At 62.4% G+C, this 16,898-nt stretch carries 15 protein-coding genes and 1 tRNA gene; 12 read left to right on the forward strand and 4 right to left on the reverse strand.

The window, feature by feature from the left end:
* Positions 1-177 precede the first annotated feature (177 nt).
* A complete protein-coding gene (locus tag EJ071_RS39310; protein ID WP_245454738.1) occupies positions 178-1,326 on the forward strand; it encodes a GGDEF domain-containing protein in 1,149 nt (382 codons plus the stop codon).
* Positions 1,320-1,985: an EAL domain-containing protein gene (locus tag EJ071_RS39315; RefSeq protein WP_245454739.1), complete on the forward strand. Its 666-nt coding sequence runs from the start codon at positions 1,320-1,322 to the stop codon at positions 1,983-1,985. The genes EJ071_RS39310 and EJ071_RS39315 overlap by 7 nt, the downstream gene beginning before the upstream one ends.
* A gap of 1,454 nt (positions 1,986-3,439) precedes the next feature.
* Here the strand turns inward: EJ071_RS39315 and EJ071_RS07870 are convergent.
* Positions 3,440-4,762, reverse strand: coding sequence for an integrase (locus tag EJ071_RS07870; RefSeq protein WP_126097378.1), 1,323 nt, complete (start codon positions 4,760-4,762; stop codon positions 3,440-3,442).
* A 114-nt stretch (positions 4,763-4,876) separates the two neighbouring features.
* Positions 4,877-4,966 (reverse strand) — tRNA-Ser (locus EJ071_RS07875).
* Between the two features lie 326 nt (positions 4,967-5,292).
* Between EJ071_RS07875 and rplU the strand changes: the two genes are divergently transcribed.
* The 3 genes from rplU (at position 5,293) to EJ071_RS07890 (ending at position 7,086) form a co-directional block, all read left to right on the forward strand.
* Positions 5,293-6,003 carry a 50S ribosomal protein L21 gene (gene rplU / locus EJ071_RS07880; protein ID WP_126097379.1) on the forward strand — a complete coding sequence of 237 codons (711 nt, stop codon included), beginning with the start codon at positions 5,293-5,295 and terminating at the stop codon, positions 6,001-6,003.
* 102 nt (positions 6,004-6,105) lie between these two features.
* On the forward strand, positions 6,106-6,375 hold the full coding sequence (rpmA, locus tag EJ071_RS07885) for a 50S ribosomal protein L27 (RefSeq protein WP_126097380.1): 270 nt from the start codon (positions 6,106-6,108) through the stop codon (positions 6,373-6,375).
* Between the two features lie 123 nt (positions 6,376-6,498).
* Positions 6,499-7,086 carry a GNAT family protein gene (locus EJ071_RS07890; protein WP_189521423.1) on the forward strand — a complete coding sequence of 196 codons (588 nt, stop codon included), beginning with the start codon at positions 6,499-6,501 and terminating at the stop codon, positions 7,084-7,086.
* A 191-nt stretch (positions 7,087-7,277) separates the two neighbouring features.
* Here the strand turns inward: EJ071_RS07890 and EJ071_RS07895 are convergent, their stop codons facing one another.
* The gene (locus EJ071_RS07895; protein WP_126097382.1) at positions 7,278-8,141 is read right to left on the reverse strand and encodes an endonuclease/exonuclease/phosphatase family protein; all 864 of its coding nucleotides are present in this window, start codon (positions 8,139-8,141) and stop codon (positions 7,278-7,280) included.
* 203 nt (positions 8,142-8,344) lie between these two features.
* Between EJ071_RS07895 and obgE the strand changes: the two genes are divergently transcribed.
* The 5 genes from obgE (at position 8,345) to EJ071_RS07920 (ending at position 14,385) form a co-directional block, all read left to right on the forward strand.
* The gene (gene obgE, locus EJ071_RS07900; RefSeq protein ID WP_126097383.1) at positions 8,345-9,382 is read left to right on the forward strand and encodes a GTPase ObgE; all 1,038 of its coding nucleotides are present in this window, start codon (positions 8,345-8,347) and stop codon (positions 9,380-9,382) included.
* A complete protein-coding gene (gene proB / locus EJ071_RS07905) occupies positions 9,379-10,518 on the forward strand; it encodes a glutamate 5-kinase (RefSeq protein ID WP_126097384.1) in 1,140 nt (379 codons plus the stop codon). The genes obgE and proB overlap by 4 nt, the downstream gene beginning before the upstream one ends.
* Before the next feature lie 76 nt (positions 10,519-10,594).
* Positions 10,595-11,881, forward strand: a complete 1,287-nt coding sequence (locus EJ071_RS07910) for a glutamate-5-semialdehyde dehydrogenase (protein WP_126097385.1) — start codon at positions 10,595-10,597, stop codon at positions 11,879-11,881.
* A gap of 540 nt (positions 11,882-12,421) precedes the next feature.
* Positions 12,422-13,009: a nicotinate-nucleotide adenylyltransferase gene (locus tag EJ071_RS07915; protein WP_126097386.1), complete on the forward strand. Its 588-nt coding sequence runs from the start codon at positions 12,422-12,424 to the stop codon at positions 13,007-13,009.
* A 95-nt stretch (positions 13,010-13,104) separates the two neighbouring features.
* Positions 13,105-14,385 (forward strand): MFS transporter, encoded by a 1,281-nt coding sequence (locus tag EJ071_RS07920; protein ID WP_126097387.1) that lies wholly within the window; start codon positions 13,105-13,107, stop codon positions 14,383-14,385.
* Between the two features lie 5 nt (positions 14,386-14,390).
* Here the strand turns inward: EJ071_RS07920 and EJ071_RS07925 are convergent, their stop codons facing one another.
* On the reverse strand, positions 14,391-15,242 hold the full coding sequence (locus tag EJ071_RS07925) for a mechanosensitive ion channel domain-containing protein (protein ID WP_126097388.1): 852 nt from the start codon (positions 15,240-15,242) through the stop codon (positions 14,391-14,393).
* Between the two features lie 242 nt (positions 15,243-15,484).
* Here EJ071_RS07925 and rsfS point away from each other — a divergent pair, with 242 nt between their 5' ends.
* Both rsfS and rlmH read left to right on the forward strand, forming a co-directional pair.
* Positions 15,485-15,862 carry a ribosome silencing factor gene (rsfS, locus tag EJ071_RS07930; RefSeq protein WP_126091382.1) on the forward strand — a complete coding sequence of 126 codons (378 nt, stop codon included), beginning with the start codon at positions 15,485-15,487 and terminating at the stop codon, positions 15,860-15,862.
* 61 nt (positions 15,863-15,923) lie between these two features.
* Positions 15,924-16,406, forward strand: a complete 483-nt coding sequence (gene rlmH, locus EJ071_RS07935; RefSeq protein WP_126097389.1) for a 23S rRNA (pseudouridine(1915)-N(3))-methyltransferase RlmH — start codon at positions 15,924-15,926, stop codon at positions 16,404-16,406.
* The last annotated feature ends 492 nt before the right edge of the window (positions 16,407-16,898 follow it).

Here is a 16,898-nt window from a genome sequence, read left to right on the forward strand (position 1 = left end):
TCTCCGATTGAAGAATTAACCCGTCCTTCAGGGGGGCTGCATAGGCTGCGGACAAGCAGGAGTAAGCAAGCTGACCCGTCCAGCCTTGGAAAAGAAGATCCGCTGGAGGCGAGAATCCTTCAGGACCAGCTCGCTGATCTGAGGGCAGGCCTTTTCGTCTCAATGCCGATAAGCATTGTGCTGTCCGGGCTGATTTTGACCGTGCAGGCCCTTTCCGGGAACGGTCTTGCTGGCGCGGCCTGGTTTTCGGTCGTTAATGCGATAAATGCCGCCCGCCTTGCACTCGCCCGTCATCAGCTGAAGGAACCCGGAGTCCAGGATGATCTGACACGGGTTTGGCTGCGGCTTCGCTGGTTTGGCAGGCTTGCTCTTCTGGCGGGATTCACCTGGTCATTCCTTGCCATCCTAACGGCTGGATACACGACGTCTCAAGCATCGCTGCATCTAATAATTCTGGCGGGCATTTCAGCTGGCGCGGTCACGTACGGCAGCTCATATGCTGCGGCAGCGATATGCTTCATCACACCGCCACTCCTCATTGCCGCCGCATGTTTGCTGACGAAGGGAGCCCCGGAAAACTACATTCTGGCTTTTGCCGTCCTGCTTTTCGAGGGCGGCCTGGTTCGATCCTCGTTCGTTGGACAAGCGCGCTTCCGTGACGCGAGCCGCCTGAGACATCAAGCCGAGCGGCTTGCCGCGGAAATGGAGCGCAATTCCAGGGAGGACCATCTTACCGCGCTCCTCAACAGGCGGGGCCTCGAACATGCAATCGATCAGTTTGAGAACACCGATGGACCCTTTGTGGCCATGCTGATTGATCTGGACGGGTTCAAATCTGTCAACGGTACCTACGGTCACAGAACGGGTGACGAGCTGCTTGCCAGGATCGCCCGCCGAATAGAGGAAGAAGCACCGGAGGGCTCAACGCTCGCCCGCATCGGTGGGGATGAATTCGTGCTGGTTTTTTCTTCGCGAAAGAATTCTCCTTCTCCCACCAATCTCGCGTCCAATCTCATAGCCAAGCTTGCTCGCCCCTATCCTGGGATCGCATCCGTCCGCATTGGAGCGTCTATAGGAATCTACTTGGCTGAAAACCCCGGACTGACGGAAATGTTGTTGCGGGCCGACATCGCCCTTTACACAGCTAAGCGCCGCGGCAGGAATGAATTTTGTCTGTTCGGTGCCGAGCTAGCCCGGGAACTGCAACGCCGCCAGTCAATCGAACGCGATCTTCATTCGGCGATAACGATGAGAAGCTTGGTCGCTTGGTTTCAGCCAATCGTAAGACTCGAAACTGAAGCGTCGTCGGTTTTGAAGCCTTGCTAAGATGGTCTCACCCGCTTCACGGTCCCATTTCTCCGCCCGAGATCATGACAGCGGCACGCGAAACTGGAATGCTTCAGCTGCTAACTCAAACGGTATTCGCCGACTGTTGCGCTCTTATCGAGGGCTTGGTCAAAGCTGACCGTCGTGATGTTCGTGTGGCGATGAATGTTTCACCGCGCGAGTTGGAAGCTGGCGATATTGACGAGATGATTCTTAATGGTCTGGCGGCAAAAGACCTCCCTGCAACGATGTTCGACATCGAGATTACCGAAGAAGCCCCAGTGGATCCGGACAGAGTGGATGAAAAGCTCGGCCAGCTTTCACATGCTGGCATTTCTATCGCGCTCGAGGACTTCGGCACCGGTTTTTCGACGTTGGCATCGCTCAAGGACAGTCGGATCAGGAAAGTGAAAATAGATCAGGGCTTCATTCGCGGCTTAGCCAAGTCCCGGGAGAATCGGCTGCTTGTCAAAGCGGTGATTGACCTTGGTAGGACGCTCGGGATCGAGGTCATGGCCGAGGGCGTTGAAACAGAGGCAGATCGGCAAACTCTGTACAAGCTTGGCTGCAGAACCGCGCAGGGCTTCCTGTTCTCTAAGGCAGTGCCTCTCCATTTGGCACTTGATTCGGTAGTAAAAGAGCACGCGAAGGAGTTGTGACCGGCCTCTCCGTCCGTGCTGCTCGCGGAACTTTCATGTGGGGTGGACCTGACGCGCGAAAGCCGTTTCGGACGGTAGAGTTATTACGGGGGCGAAACTGAGCACGTGGTTTGGATAGCAGCAATCCGGTCCACCGGCGCACATGCAGCGGCTTCATACAAGCGTTCAAGTTGCGAGATGAGCTTGAGTGAACGACGTCGGAGAATTGCGTCCCTTGGACGCTGGTTTCGCGGTTCCCGTAGGATTCGATTACGGGAAGCGTTCTTGGCTGCTTCTCGGCTCAGCGCTCATCTGGATGAACAACGTACCCGCGGTCAAGGTTTTCGCGACCTCAACCCAGTCACCATCCCGCAACAGCAGCGGTCGGGTCCTGATCAAGCGCTCAGCCTCAGCACAGGTGCTGGAGCAACGGTAGAGCGCGGAAAACGTGTATCGGAATGCGCTGGCTCACCATAGGAAGCTGCCACGGCATGTCGAATGTCCCCAGGGGGCGGGACCGTTCCCTTGCATTTGTCTCGATGACGGGCTCTCAAAGCTAAAGCCAAGAGAGCTTTATAAAAATCGCACCCGATCGGCTGCGCAACGACGACCAGCTGAGGCCCGATCGGGTGCTAAGGTCGTGCCAAAAAAGGCGCGTCACTGTCGCATTTCTAGCCGGCTTGCGATCGGACGTCATCTCTTGGCGATCGTTGCCCCTTCTCTCAAATGCGCTTAGCGGCGCCGACGGCGAATAGCGCAAGCTTTTCCACCCGTTTCTACTCCACTACCGAGACTCGTCACCAACCTCCTTTTATTCGCTTCCATATGGCCCATCCTGTCTCCAATCGAGGAGGAGCGCGAACATGGGCCAAGCCGTAGAACGTCTCAGTCTCGGGAATTCTTCTGCTCGCCAAACTGCCGTTGTCACCGGCACCATATTTGGCAGGGTGACAGTGAACGACAAGATATCAGGCGTTCTTGTCTGGGCTGAACTATGCTTGCAAGCCATAACCCAAAAATCGCCGATCCCTTTGAATTCGAGCCGGATGAATGGGTGTTTCAAAATTTTTGGCGGTTTTAGGCAGAACCCTCCGATGGCCCGCGTACCGGTCAAGCTTCGTGAGCACTTTAGGTTCGTCGATCAGGCATAGGTTTGTATCCCATGCCACATGCTGGCCGTTTGCCTAGTTCGGAAGCCCTCGAGAGGCGTTGCTCGTCTTGGTATGGCGTCGCCCCTTTTTCCGATCCATCGGCCACGGAGCTAGAATGCTGTCTAGCTGTTGCCGCCTACTTGGTCATCCGGCATGGAGATGCCTATATACCGACCTTCGAAAGGCTGGAATACGAGGTCGAACAAATGCGGCGGAAGCTCGGAAATCGCGAGCGAGCGCAGCGCGTGCTGGCCACGCTCAACCTAAATGGCTCGGACAGCTGGAGCCGTGAGGTTGGTTCTCAAGGCCTGGATGGCGCCGCAATCACATTCGCCCGGGCGGGGTAAAAGCGATTTTTTGAAGCCACTCGCGCTTTTGCGCTAACGAAGGTCCCGCGCCGTATTTGGGCCGGATCCATTTGTGGCCCATCAGAGAAGCAATTACCTTCTCCGGCGCCTCAACTGCCGTCAGCCGGTCCTCGAAAGTGTGTCGCAGGCTATAAAGACTATGCTCGGAAGTCGGCAGAAGTTCCTTGCTGGCGAGCACCTTGTTGACGAGCGCTGAAAGTGACGCGGCCTTGTCGCGATAACGAGGAAAGCCGTCCGGATGGAGCTTGATGGCTGCAAGTGCGCCGCCAACCAAGGGAATGTCACGGGCTGAATGACCGGTCTTCAAGCGACGGCCATTGGGGCGCACCCGCACATGCGGGATTTCTTGATCGAGGTGGATTGTTTCGGTGGTGAGGTTTGCCGCTTCAGAAAGCCTGAGTCCGGTATCGGCAATCACATAGATTAGATGGCGGGCTTCGTCATTGAGTCCGTCGAGCGCGCCTTCAGCGAGTATCTTCTCCTGAATGAACTCCGCTGTGAACGCAGCGCGTTGCCCGGGGACGGCGCCGGAAAGACGCAGGTTTCGAAAAACCGGCTCCAGCTTGAGCTGGTGAGTCAGATCGACGACGCGCAGCATTTTCGAAACATGGCCGATGTCCTTGTTGGCCGTACCGATATCAAGTCCATCCTCAACGATCCGCTTTTGCCACCACTCGCGGAACGCGATTGCGTCGTCCCGAGTGAGGCTTGCGATCTCCTTGTCGCCAATGACTCCAACCAGATTGGCAACTGCGCGCTTTTTGGGGTTACGCCATTTCTTGATTTGGTTAGGCGACATGGTCAGCAAGTTCTGTTGCTCGATCGTCTCGAATTCCTTGATAAGACCGCTCAGGCGGACCGCTGGCCGCTTCTCCCCACCCATGACGGCCGAGACGTCCTGCGCGTCCTCGATCGATTTTTTGTCGAGGAGCAGCTTGATACGGGCCATGAGTTCGTCGAGCGGCCCCGCTGCTAGTTCCTCGTTAGAGCGATAGGCCAATCCAAATGACCGCGCGCGCTTCCTCGCGGCTTCGAAACGCAGCCCCGCCTCGGCGGATTGGCCTTCCCGCAGTCTACGCCAATACGCCTCCAGCCCCGCGCCGAGGCTTAGCACTGCATCTCGCGCCCGTACACCGCGGGGATCGTCAGCCACGGCGACGCCCGTGGAAATGCGTACTAGGCAGCGGCGATCAAACGCCGCGAATTCCTTCGGCACCCTGCGGACGAGATACCAGATGCCTTCACGTTTATGCGGCTTTGGCGCTGCGGAACGTCGCATTATCTTTCTCTAATGTTACACAGTTTGTTACACAGTCTAAGATAAGTTTCGCTTCGCGCTGGTCAAGCGCAACAAGGAAGCTTTTGAAAGGAAACGATTATTATGGAAGCTAAATGGCGGAGAGGGAGGGATTCGAACCCCCGATACCCTTGCGAGTATGCCGCATTTCGAGTGCGGTGCATTCGACCACTCTGCCACCTCTCCGCGAGGTCATGGTCGGCCGTTGCCGGCGCGGCGCACTAGATAACGGCTGACCGCAGGAGTTACAAGGCCCTATTCGACCGATTTCCCGCTTCCGCGAAAAGCGACAGCGCCGCGACAGGCCGAGCTTTGCCGGCAACGTCGCTCAGGGTATCTCAAGGTATGGTCGGCTTGCCTTGACTTCCGCGCAACCTTCGGTTAGGGACAGCCCGCATTCGGCGTGGGGGCTTCTCCGCGCCGCTTGTTTTTTGAACCCGCAGACTGACAAAAAGACGGCCGGACCGCCTGAGGCGGTTCATCGAGGCCGACCGAACAGCGAAAGGCAAAAAATGTTCGCAGTCATCAAAACGGGCGGCAAGCAATATCGCGTCGCCGCCAACGATCTCTTGAAGATCGAAAAACTCGAAGCCAAGGTCGGCGAGATCGTCGAGATCGGCCAGGTACTCGCGCATGGCGAGGGCGAGAACGTCACCTTCGGCGCGCCGTTCGTCGATGGCGCTTTGGTCACGGCGGAAGTCGTTGAGCAGGGCAAGAACCGCACCGTCATCGCTTTCAAGAAGCGCCGCCGCCAGAATTCGCGCCGCAAGATCGGCCACCGCCAGCTGCTGACCACCGTCAGGATCTCCGAGATCCTGCTGGGTGGCGCCAAGCCGTCGAAGAAGGCCGCCGCCAAGCCGGAAGCCAGGGCTGAGGCCAAGGCGCCCGAAGCCAAGGCGGAAGTCGCCGCCGAGGCGAAGGCCGAAGCCGCGCCGAAAGAGACCAAGGCCAAGAAGGAAGCCAAGGCTGAGGCTGCGCCGAAGGAAGAGGCCAAGGCCGCGCCGCTGTTCAAGGCGCCGAAGGGCGAGCCGGACGACCTCACCGTGATCAAGGGCATCGGCCCGGTCGCGGCGAAGGACCTCGCCGAGCAGGGCATCGTCACCTTCGCGCAGCTGGCCAAGCTCACCGACAAGGATGTCGCCAAGATCGACGAGTACATGCCGTTCAGCGCCGACCAGATCAAGGACTGGCGCGAGCAGGCCAAGGAGCTGGCGAAGAAGTAAGGCAGATCCGGCGCAAACGTCGCCGGATCGGACTTGAAACGGAACGCGAACGCGTTCATAAGACCTTTCAAACGCCCTTCGAGGCGTATCGGAGTTAGTTAGATGGCACACAAGAAAGCTGGCGGTTCGTCGCGCAACGGTCGCGACTCGCACTCCAAGCGGCTCGGCGTGAAGAAGTTCGGCGGCGAAGCCGTCATCGCCGGCAACATCATCATCCGTCAACGCGGCACGCAATGGCATCCGGGCACCAACGTTGGCATGGGCACGGACCACACCCTCTTTGCGCTCGAAGCCGGCGCAGTCGCCTTCAACAAGAAAGCCAACGGCCGAACCTACGTGTCGGTAAACCCGATTACCAAAGCAGCGGAGTAGCCGGTTCCGCACCATAACACCGGCGCCCATCTCGGGAACCGGTGTCTGGCCAGGCCAGGAAAAGGATCAGGAGAGATGGGCTTCCATCTCTCCTTTTTCATTTTTCTTTCCTGGAGGACTAAAATGGTTGCCGAAGCGGAAGACACCGACGACGAAAGTTACGCGATCGATTGCCCTGTGCTCGCCACCGAGCGTCTGGTCATGCGCGCTCCGCGCGAGAGCGATCTCGAGCAACTGGTGGCTCTGGCCGACAACCGTCACGTCGCCGAAATGCTGGCCCGCATGCCGCATCCTTACGGCGAAGCCGAGGCCCGCGCCTTCCTCGCCATGGCCTCATCGCGCCGCGCCGGCATCGTCTATGCGCTGACGCTCGCCGGCACCGGCACCTTCGTCGGCTGCGCGGGGTTGAACACCACCGATCGCGGGCTGGAGCTGGGCTACTGGATCGGCGAGCCCTACTGGAAGCGCGGCTATGCGACGGAAGCCGCGCATGCGCTGGTCGACCTTGCCTTCCAGAAGACCTCGATCCAGGTGCTGCATGCCTCGACCAGGGTCATCAATCCGGCCTCGCGCCGCGTCATCCACAAGTGCGGCTTCCAGTATGCCGGCCAGGGCATGCTGAACTCGATCGTCGCCGGCCAGGTGCCGGTCGAGCGCTACCGCTTGGACAGGAAGACCTGGAACAGCCTGCGGAACTGGGTGCATTTTTGATGATTGGTTCAGAAGGCTGAGCAAGCGCCCCCTCACGCGGATTGCCAGCCGAATTGCGAAAAGCAATTCGGGGCAATCCGACCTCTCCCCAAGGAGAGAGGAGTTTGAGGCGCCGGCGCCAGCCTCTTCTCCCCTCGGGGAGAAGGTGGCCGCGAAGCGGCCGGATGAGGGGCGCTCTGCGCGGGTTGAGCTCAGCTCAACTCGGCCCAGACCGGCAGGTGATCCGACCCACGCGCCTGCCGGTCGACCCACAGGCGCCTCAGCGAGCCGGCGAGCGAAGCGCTGGTGAAGACATAGTCGATGCGTTTGTGTCGGTCGGCATCATCGGGGCGCTTGGGGTCGACCCAGGTGAACAGGCCGGAAACGTCGAGGCGCTGGGCGACGTCGACTGCGAGATCGGCGGTCAGCGGCATGCCGAACTCATGGTCCGGACGTCCGGCGAGTTCGACATATTCGGGCGATCCGGGCAGCATGTTGAAGTCGCCCATGACGATAAAGGCCTCCGGGTAGGGCAGGTCCGGCAGACCGATCTCGGGAATGCCGGAAAGGCCCCCGCCTTCCAGCGCATAGTTCAAGAGGCGCTGGCGCAGGAAACGGATCTGGCCCTGGCGCTCGACGGGGCTGCGGTGGTCGAGATGGGTGGAATAGAAGCGGATGAAACCGAGCGGCGTCTCGATCAGCGCCTCGAGCGCGCCGCGCTGGAAGTTCATCCTTTCCAGACTGCGGCTGCGCGGCAGAAGGAGATTGCGCGACAGATGAATGGGCGTCTTCGACAACACCATGTTGCCGAGCTGGAAGGTCCTGGTGACGGCGCGGCCGGCATCCAGGCGCGAGCCGATGTTGACCTCGAAATTGCTGCCATAGGCGGCAAAATAGTCAGGCAGCGCCTCGCCGATCTCGGCCACCATGTCGTGGTCGCCGTTGCGCGGGTTGTTGCGGGTCACCTCCTGCAAGGCGATGACATCGGCGCCGCGCACGGCGTCGGTAATGCGGCCGACATCGTACTGGCCGTCGAGGCCGATGCCGTACTGGATGTTGTAGGTGACGAGCTTCATTCCGGTACTCCAACACCAACGCAGAACCGCGAGAACCGGAAACGATCGTCGCGCGGGATCATTCGCAATCGGCCGGTGCCGGCGTGTTTCCCGCGTGCGCAAAAGCGTGTGCCAGCGCTTTCGTCGCAAAACAGCCTCGCCCTTGGCCCCGCCTTGGTTTAGAGCAATCGCGCAAAGCAATCAGCAGAAACCTCGAAAATCCGATGAAATTCCTCGACCAGGCCAAAGTTTACATCCGTTCCGGCGACGGCGGCGCCGGTTCGGTGTCGTTCCGACGCGAGAAGTTCATCGAATTCGGCGGGCCGGACGGCGGCGATGGCGGCCGCGGCGGCGATGTCTGGGCGGAAGCGGTCGACGGGCTGAACACGCTGATCGACTACCGCTACCAGCAGCATTTCAAGGCCAAGACCGGCATGCACGGCATGGGCCGCAACATGACCGGCGGCAAGGGCGCCGACATCACGCTGAAAGTGCCGGCCGGCACCCAGGTCTTTGCCGAGGACAATGAGACGCTGATCTGCGATTTGACCGTCGTCGGCCAGCGCTTCCTGCTCGCCAAAGGCGGCAATGGCGGCTTCGGCAACCAGCATTTCAAGACCTCGACCAACCAGGCGCCGCGCCGCGCCAATCCCGGACTGCCTGGCGAGGAGCTGAGCATCTGGCTCAGGCTCAAGCTGATCGCCGACGCCGGCCTTGTCGGCATGCCCAATGCAGGCAAGTCTACCTTCCTTGCCGCCGTCACCGCGGCGAAACCGAAGATCGCCGATTATCCGTTCACCACGCTCCATCCGGGCCTCGGCGTCGCCCGCATCGACGGTCGCGAATTCGTGCTGGCCGATATTCCCGGCCTGATCGAGGGCGCGCATGAGGGCGTCGGCATCGGCGACCGCTTCCTTGGCCATGTCGAGCGCACGCGCGTGCTCTTGCACCTGGTTTCGGCGCTGGAGGAGAATCCCGGCAAGGCCTACAAGACCGTGCGCGCCGAGCTCGAAGCCTATGGCCATGGGCTGGCCGAGAAGACCGAGATCGTCGCGCTTTCCCAAGTCGACATCCTCGACGCGGAGGCCCGCAAGAAGAAGGCGGCGTCGCTGAAGCGCGCAGCCGGCCGCGCGCCGATGTTGTTGTCAGCGGTCACCGGCGAAGGCGTCGAGGCTGTTCAGCGCGCGCTGATGGCGGTGGTCGCCGAAGCGCGCGACGCCGTTCCCGCTCCCGTCGACACGCGCTGGCAGCAAAGCCCATGAAATCGCTGAAGTCATACCGGCGCATCACGGTGAAGATCGGCTCGGCGCTGCTGGTCGACCGCGCCAGCGGCCTGAAGCGCGACTGGCTGACCTCTTTAGCCGACGACATCGCGGTGCTTGCCAATGCCGGTGCAGAGGTGATGGTCGTTTCGTCCGGCGCGATCGCGCTCGGCCGCACCATCCTCGGGCTCGGCAAGCGCGCGCTGAAGCTCGAGGAGAGCCAGGCCTCGGCCGCCGTCGGCCAGATCGCGCTTGCCGGGGCCTGGTCGGACGCGCTCGGCAAGGGCGGGCTGAAATCGGGTCAGATCCTCTTGACCCTCGGCGACACCGAGGAACGGCGCCGCTACCTCAATGCGCGCGCCACGATCTCGACGCTGCTCAAGATGAAGGCGGTGCCGGTCATCAACGAGAACGACACGGTGGCGACCTCCGAAATCCGCTATGGCGACAACGACCGGCTCGCCGCGCGGGTGGCGACCATGATGGGCGCCGATCTGCTGGTGCTGCTCTCCGATATCGACGGGCTTTACACTGCTCCCCCGGCCAAGGATCCGGGGGCAAAATTCATTCCGGTGGTCGACCGCATCACCCCCGACATCGAGGCAATGGCGGGGGCGGCGGCATCCGAATTGTCGCGCGGCGGCATGCGGACAAAGCTCGACGCCGGCAAGATCGCCAACGCCGCCGGCACGGCGATGATCATCACCGCTGGCACGCGGCTGTCGCCGCTGATGGCGATCGAGCGCGGCGAGCGCGCGACTTTCTTCAAGCCGAGCGCCAGTCCGGTGAAGGGCTATAAAACCTGGATCGCCGGGCAGCTCGAGCCGGCCGGCCGGCTGACCGTCGACGCCGGCGCCGTCGGCGCGCTGAAGTCGGGCAAGTCGCTGCTGCCGGCCGGCGTCAAGCTCGTCAGCGGCAACTTCTCGCGCGGCGACACGGTGGCGATCCTGTCGCCCGAGGGCCGCGAGATCGCGCGCGGCCTGGTTGCCTATGATGCCGCCGATGCCGTAAGGATCGCGGGCTTGAAGACGGCCGAGATCGAAAATGTGCTCGGCTATGAGGCACGCTCGGCGATGATCCATCGCGACGACCTTGTGGTGAGCCTTGCCGGCGACCACGTATTGGCCGACGACTAGAGCAATTCCAGGAAAAGTGTGACGCGGTTTTCCGTCCGGAATTGCGAAAAAACGAAGAGTGAGCGGAGGATGAAACATGCTGAAGCTGCATGAAAAATCCGGGGAAGATACGATAGCGCTGATGACCGATATCGGCCGCCGCGCCCGCGCCGCTGCCCGACCGTTGGCCGTCGCCGCGACCGCGGCCAAGAATGATGCTTTGGCCGCCATGGCCGACGCCATCCTCCGCAACGAGCAGGCGATCCTCGAGGCCAACGCCATCGACATGTCGAACGGTTCCGAGGCGGGGCTTTCGGCGTCCTTCATGGACCGGCTGAAGCTGACGCCGTCGCGCATCAAGGCGATGGCCGACGGCATCCGCGAGATCGCCGCGCTCGAGGACCCGGTCGGCGACGTCATTGCCGAATGGGATCGCCCGAACGGCCTTCATATCGAACGCGTGCGCACGCCGCTCGGCGTCATCGGCGTCATCTATGAAAGCCGGCCCAACGTGACGGCCGATGCCGGCGCGCTTTGCCTGAAAGCGGGAAATCCGGTGATCCTGCGCGGCGGCTCGGATTCGATCAATTCGTCGTCGGCGATCCATGCCTGCATGGCCGAGGGATTGAAGGCGGCGGGCCTCCCCGAGGATGCCATCCAGCTGGTGCCGACGACCGACCGCGCCGCCGTCGGCGAGATGCTCAAAGGCTTGAGCGGCAATCTCGACGTCATCATCCCGCGCGGGGGAAAAAGCCTCGTCGGGCGCGTGCAGAACGAGGCACGGGTGCCGGTCTTCGCCCATCTCGAAGGCGTCTGCCATCTCTATGTCGACCGCTCGGCGAAGCTCGACATGGCGGTCAAAATTGCGGTCAACGCCAAGATGCGGCGCACCGGGGTCTGCGGCGCGGCCGAGACGCTGCTGGTCGACCGCGCGGTCGCGTCCACCCATTTGGTGCCGATCCTCGAGGCGCTGCGCGCGGCCGGCTGCGAAGTTCATGCCGACAGCGAGGTGATGCAGGCTTTCTCGGACGCTAGCCCGGCGACCGATGCCGACTGGGTGACGGAATATCTCGACGCCATCATCGCGGTGAAGCTGGTCGACGGCGTCGCCGGCGCGATAGAGCATATCGAAACCTTCTCGTCGCACCATACCGAGGCGATCATCGCCGAGGATCAGCAAGCGGTCGAAAAATTCTTCAACGAGATCGATTCTGCGATCCTGCTGCACAACGCCTCGACGCAGTTCGCCGATGGCGGCGAGTTCGGCATGGGCGCCGAAATCGGCATAGCCACCGGCAAGATGCACGCGCGCGGGCCGGTCGGCGTCGAGCAGCTGACCTCGTTCAAATACCGCGTGCGCGGGTCGGGACAGGTGCGGCCTTGAAGCCGTTTGCCCCAAGGGCTTGAAGCTTGCGCCCAGGCACCCCCTCTGTCCTGCCCGTCCTCCGCAGCAGCTGCGCTGCAGCTACGGAGGGTGGACCGGACATCTCCCCCACAAGGGCAGGGCAATCGCATATGGCGGTGCCAGCCCCCCACTCCGGCCGCTGCGCGGCCACCTCTCCCCCATGTCCATGGGGGAGAGGAAATCCGAGCCTTTCAAAGGCCGCGACCTTCGCGGTTGGCGTTTCCTCTCCCCCACGAATGTGGGGGAGAGGTGGCTCGGCGAAGCCGAGACGGAGTGGGGGAACGCCATATGCGATTGTCCTGCCCTCAGGGGGGAGATCAGCTGGCATTTAGGGCTTCGCCAATCGCCGACGCTGCAAGATTTGCGCCTGCGAACGAACTCTCTCCCCTTGAGTGGGAGATGCCCGGTCTACCCTCCGTAGCTGCAGCGCAGCTGCTGCGGAGGACGGGCAGGGCAGAGGGGGGTGCCTAGCACATGCTTTCCCAGCCCGAGCTGCCCGTCCCCGCCCGATACCTCAAAATGCCGCATGCCGGGAAGGGCCTTGCCGTCGGCCTGTTCGGCGGCTCGTTCAATCCGCCGCATGCCGGCCATGCGCTGGTCGCCGAGATCGCGTTGAGAAGGCTGGCGCTCGATCAGCTCTGGTGGATCGTGACGCCCGGCAATCCGCTGAAGAGTGCCCGCGAGCTGGCGCCGCTTGCCGAGCGCATCGCGCTGTCGGAAAAGATCGCCCGCAATCCGAAGATCAAGGTCACCGCCTTCGAGGCGACGCATCACGTCCGCTACACTGCAGACACGCTGGCGATGGTCAAGGCCCGCAATCCCGGCGTCGACTTCGTCTGGATCATGGGCGCGGATAGTTTGCGCGATTTCCATCACTGGCAGCGCTGGCGCGAGATCGTGCTGACCTTCCCGATCGCGGTCATCGACCGCCCGGGCGCCACGCTCTCCTTCCTGTCGTCGGTCGTCGCGAAGACCTTCGATTATGCCCGCGTCGACGAGGGTGACGCGCCGCGGCTTGCCCGCATGCGGGCGCCGGCCTGGACCTTCATCCACGGCCCGCGCTCGTCGCTCTCTTCCACCGCGATCCGCAACGCGGCGAAGGGGTAGAGCTACCCCTTCTTCCACAAGGGGAGAAGGAGAAGGCGCGCCATGTCGCTTTTACAGCGGCCTTTCATTCGCCGATCAGCCAAGCTGGAGCCAGCATGCTCCAGCAGAACCAAGCCACGACCGATCCGGGCGCGCAATCGGCGCCGCTGATCGCCATTGCCAGCGTCATCGTGTCGATGGCGCTGATCGCGATCGGCAACGGGCTGATGTTCGCCTTCATTCCCGTGCGGCTCGGCGCCGACGGCTTCGATCCGACCTGGGCCGGACTGATCGTCACCGGCCTTTCGGCCGGCGGGCTTGCCGGCTGCATCCTGACCGGGCCTCTCGTCAAGAGAGTTGGCCATGCCCGCGCGTTCATGGTGCTTTCGGCGCTGATCGCGCTCTCCAACGTGGCGATCGGCGCCGGGCCGATGCCGCTGCTGTGGATCGCGGCGCGGGCGCTCTACGGCTTTGCCATCTGCGGCCTCTTCATCGTCGCGCAGAGCTGGCTCAACGACGCCTTGCCGAACGCCGTACGCGGCCGGGTGATGGCCGTGTTCTACGTCGCCTATATCGGCGGATTGGGCGTCGGCTATGCGACGCTCGCCGCAGTCGACATCCATACGGCGGCGGTGCCGCTGATCGGCATCGCCTTCACCGCGCTCTCGATCCTGCCGGTGGGCATGACGCGGCTTGCCCAGCCGCCCGCGCCGCAGGCGGCTTCAGTGGCGCTCGGTCAGGCCTGGAAGATCTCGCCGGTCGGCGTCGTCGGCATGCTGGCGGTGGGCGGGCTGTCGATGATCATTTCCGGTTTCGCGCCAATCCACGCCACGGCCAAGGGCTACAGCCAGGCGGATGTGGCGCTGCTTCTGTCGGCGATGCCGGTCGGCACGCTGATCCTGCAGATACCGCTCGGCTGGCTCTCGGACCGCACCGACCGGCGCTATGTGCTGGCGGGCGCGGCGGCGCTCGCGGTGATGGCGAGCCTGCTCGCCATCGCCTTCGACGGCGGCGCGCTGATGGCGCTGGTGGTGATCTATCTGATCTGGGACGGAGCCTCGGAATCGATCTATTCGCTGTCCAGCGCGCATGCCGCCGACCGCGCCAGGAAGGAAGAGCTGCTGGCGCTCTCGAGCTCGCTGCTCTTTGCCTGGTCGCTGTCCGGCTTCATCGTGCCCGGCATCGTGACGGTGCTTTCGGCCGTCTTCGGCACCGAAACCTTCATCTATGTCGGCATCACAATCGCTTCGGCGTTCTGCCTGTTCGTGCTGTGGCGCGTGTTTGCCGCGCGGCCAACGCCCGCCGCGGCCACCGGCAGCTTCGCGCCGATGTCGGCACAGACGCCGCTGCCGGTGGAGCTCGCTTTTGGGCCGGATGAACAGTCCCAAGAGAATTGAACCGGCTATTGCTTGCGGGCTCCCGGCGGCGGCGCCTCGGGCGGCGGCAGCGGGATCGAGATGCCCTCGCTGTCGAAGGCCTGCTTGGCGCGCTTGGTCATGTCGATCTGGGTGGCGAAGTAGTCCGCCGCCGACGTCCAGTAGCGCAAGGTCAGGGAAACCGTTGCTTCACCCAGGCTCGCCACGAAGGCGATCGGCGCGGGCTCTCGCCGGATGCGCCTCTCGGCACTGGCGGCGGCAAGCAGCGTCTTCTGTCCGCGGTCGATATCGTTCCACGACCCGATGCTGAGCGTGATGTCGGTGCGGCGGACACCATTGCGGGTGAAGTTGCGCACCGGCTGATTCCATAAAGTCGAATTGGGCGCCAGGATGTAGACGCCTTCGACGGTGCGCAGCTTGGTCGCGAACAGGCCGATCTCCTCGACCGTGCCGGCGACCGAGCCGACCTCGACGGATTCGCCGATGCGGAACGGCCGCAGCGCCAGGAGCATGATGCCGGCGGCGATGTTCTGCAGCGTGCCCTGCAGCGCCAGCCCGATGGCCAGACCGACGGCGCCGATGGCGGCGATGATGGAAGCGGTCTGCACGCCGAACTGGCCGAGCACCATGATGACGACGAGGATCAGGATGGCGTAGCGGACGATCTTCGAGAAGAAATGGCGAAGCGTCGCGTCGAAGCCGTGGATGTGGCCGAGGCCGGCGAAGATCGAGCGCTCGGCAAGGCCGGCGACGAAATAGCCGGCAATCAGAAGGATGACGGCGCCGACTGCCGAGAAGGAATAGGAAACGATGAGCGTAGAGAGCTGCGCAAGCCCGGCCTGGACGATGAGAAGTGCGTCTTGCGGGTCTGTCGGCATGGTGAAGTCCCCTTTGTCCGGTGAGCCGATAACCCGTGCGGCGGCCAGGAGTTCCGATCTTTCCAGCCTTCCTTGAGCAGGCGAGCGCCGATGCGCGACTTCCCCTGAAAGGACGCCCGTCTTGAAACTGCAATGGAACTCTGCCTATCTAAGTGGTGTCACCTGATTTGCGGGGTGATTTGGTTGTTCTTATTGGGAAAGGAAACACACTGAGAACAGCACTGCGGAAGAAGGCCGACATCGTGCCTTCGCCGGCCGGGATCAGCGGAAGCGATGCTGCCTCCCTCGCCATCAAGACAGTCCTTGCCAGTCTGGAAGACTCCAAGGCCGAAAACATCGTCTCAATCGACATCCAGGGTAAATCGAGCCTCGGCGACTATATGGTGATCGCGTCGGGCCGATCGCACCGTCATGTCTCGGCTGTCGCCGATCATCTCCTCAAGGCGCTCAAGGATGCCGGTCTCGGCATGGCGCGCGTCGAGGGGCTGGCCAGCGCCGACTGGGTTCTGATCGATTCGGGCGACATCATCGTCCATGTCTTCCGTCCCGAAGTCCGCGAATTCTACAATCTCGAAAAGATGTGGCAGGCGCCGGACCTCGAGGAAGAGACCTTGCACTGAGCCGTATCGCATGCCGTGACCGTTCCGGTCCGGTAGCGATCGACGGCTCGCCGAGGCGAGGATGAAGATTACCGTTCATGCCGTGGGCCGGATGAAGACCGGCCCCGAGAGAGAACTGGCCGGCCGCTATTTCGAGCGCTTCGCCAAAAGCGGGCCCGCGGTCGGGCTGGAATTTGCCGGCATCGTCGAGACCCCCGAGAGCCGCGGCCAGAGCGCCGACGAACGCCGCCGCGAGGAGGGCCAGAAGCTTGAGGCCCAGCTGCAGCAGGGCACCGTGCTCATCTTGCTCGACGAACGCGGCAAGTCGCTGTCCTCCGAGGATCTGGCGGCACGAATCGGCCAGTTGCGCGACGGCGGCCGCAAAGCGCTGGTCATCGCGATCGGCGGCGCCGACGGCCATGACAAATCCTTGCGCGAGGAGGCCGATCTGGTGCTGTCGTTCGGAGCGCTGACCTGGCCGCATCAGCTGGTTCGCGTCATGCTCGGCGAGCAGCTCTATCGCATCGCGACCATCCTGGCGGGGCATCCGTATCATCGATCGTGATACGGCGCCCGCACGAGGGCGGCTCCCAGGCTCTGTTTGCGTTGGCAGGTGGCCATGCATTGGAGATTGGCCGAAACGCCTATCCCTCGTCATTCTAGGGCGGAGCGGGAAGCGAAGCGTACCGCGCAGACCCTAGAATCCATTCCGTTACCTTCGCCAAGGAGTGCAACGGAGCAGAATTCTGCACCGCAGCAACGCTTCGAAGTCACGGAATGGATTCTATGGTCTGCGCGCGTCGCTTCGCTCCTTGCTCCGCCATAGAATGACGACGTTGGGGCGGCTTCAACCAATCCCCGCCGTTTGTGCTGATTTCACGAAAATGAACGGAAAATCTTGCACCAAGACAAACGGCAACCTTTCAAAATCCCTGTGTCGGGGAACTAGGAGACACGTATTCTCCGGATTTCCGCCCCAATGGCACTCCACATCATCCCAATGGTTGGGGCTCCTCCAACATGGTTGATGGTTCGTTAACGAAGCGGCGATTAGAGT

The sequence above is a fragment of the Mesorhizobium sp. M1B.F.Ca.ET.045.04.1.1 genome (assembly GCF_003952465.1).
In the GTDB taxonomy this organism is placed as follows: domain Bacteria; phylum Pseudomonadota; class Alphaproteobacteria; order Rhizobiales; family Rhizobiaceae; genus Mesorhizobium; species Mesorhizobium shonense.

What these genes read in the sequence shown, in the direction of transcription:
- EJ071_RS07895 (WP_126097382.1), bottom strand. Translation starts at nt 8,141, where the DNA reads ATGAAGCTCGTCACCTACAACATCCAGTACGGCATCGGCCTCGACGGC.
- obgE (WP_126097383.1), top strand. Translation starts at nt 8,345, where the DNA reads ATGAAATTCCTCGACCAGGCCAAAGTTTACATCCGTTCCGGCGACGGC.
- rplU (WP_126097379.1), top strand. Translation starts at nt 5,293, where the DNA reads ATGTTCGCAGTCATCAAAACGGGCGGCAAGCAATATCGCGTCGCCGCC.
- EJ071_RS07890 (WP_189521423.1), top strand. Translation starts at nt 6,499, where the DNA reads ATGGTTGCCGAAGCGGAAGACACCGACGACGAAAGTTACGCGATCGAT.
- rpmA (WP_126097380.1), top strand. Translation starts at nt 6,106, where the DNA reads ATGGCACACAAGAAAGCTGGCGGTTCGTCGCGCAACGGTCGCGACTCG.
- EJ071_RS07915 (WP_126097386.1), top strand. Translation starts at nt 12,422, where the DNA reads ATGCCGCATGCCGGGAAGGGCCTTGCCGTCGGCCTGTTCGGCGGCTCG.
- EJ071_RS07910 (WP_126097385.1), top strand. Translation starts at nt 10,595, where the DNA reads ATGCTGAAGCTGCATGAAAAATCCGGGGAAGATACGATAGCGCTGATG.
- EJ071_RS07925 (WP_126097388.1), bottom strand. Translation starts at nt 15,242, where the DNA reads ATGCCGACAGACCCGCAAGACGCACTTCTCATCGTCCAGGCCGGGCTT.
- EJ071_RS07920 (WP_126097387.1), top strand. Translation starts at nt 13,105, where the DNA reads ATGCTCCAGCAGAACCAAGCCACGACCGATCCGGGCGCGCAATCGGCG.
- proB (WP_126097384.1), top strand. Translation starts at nt 9,379, where the DNA reads ATGAAATCGCTGAAGTCATACCGGCGCATCACGGTGAAGATCGGCTCG.
- EJ071_RS07870 (WP_126097378.1), bottom strand. Translation starts at nt 4,762, where the DNA reads ATGCGACGTTCCGCAGCGCCAAAGCCGCATAAACGTGAAGGCATCTGG.
- rlmH (WP_126097389.1), top strand. Translation starts at nt 15,924, where the DNA reads ATGAAGATTACCGTTCATGCCGTGGGCCGGATGAAGACCGGCCCCGAG.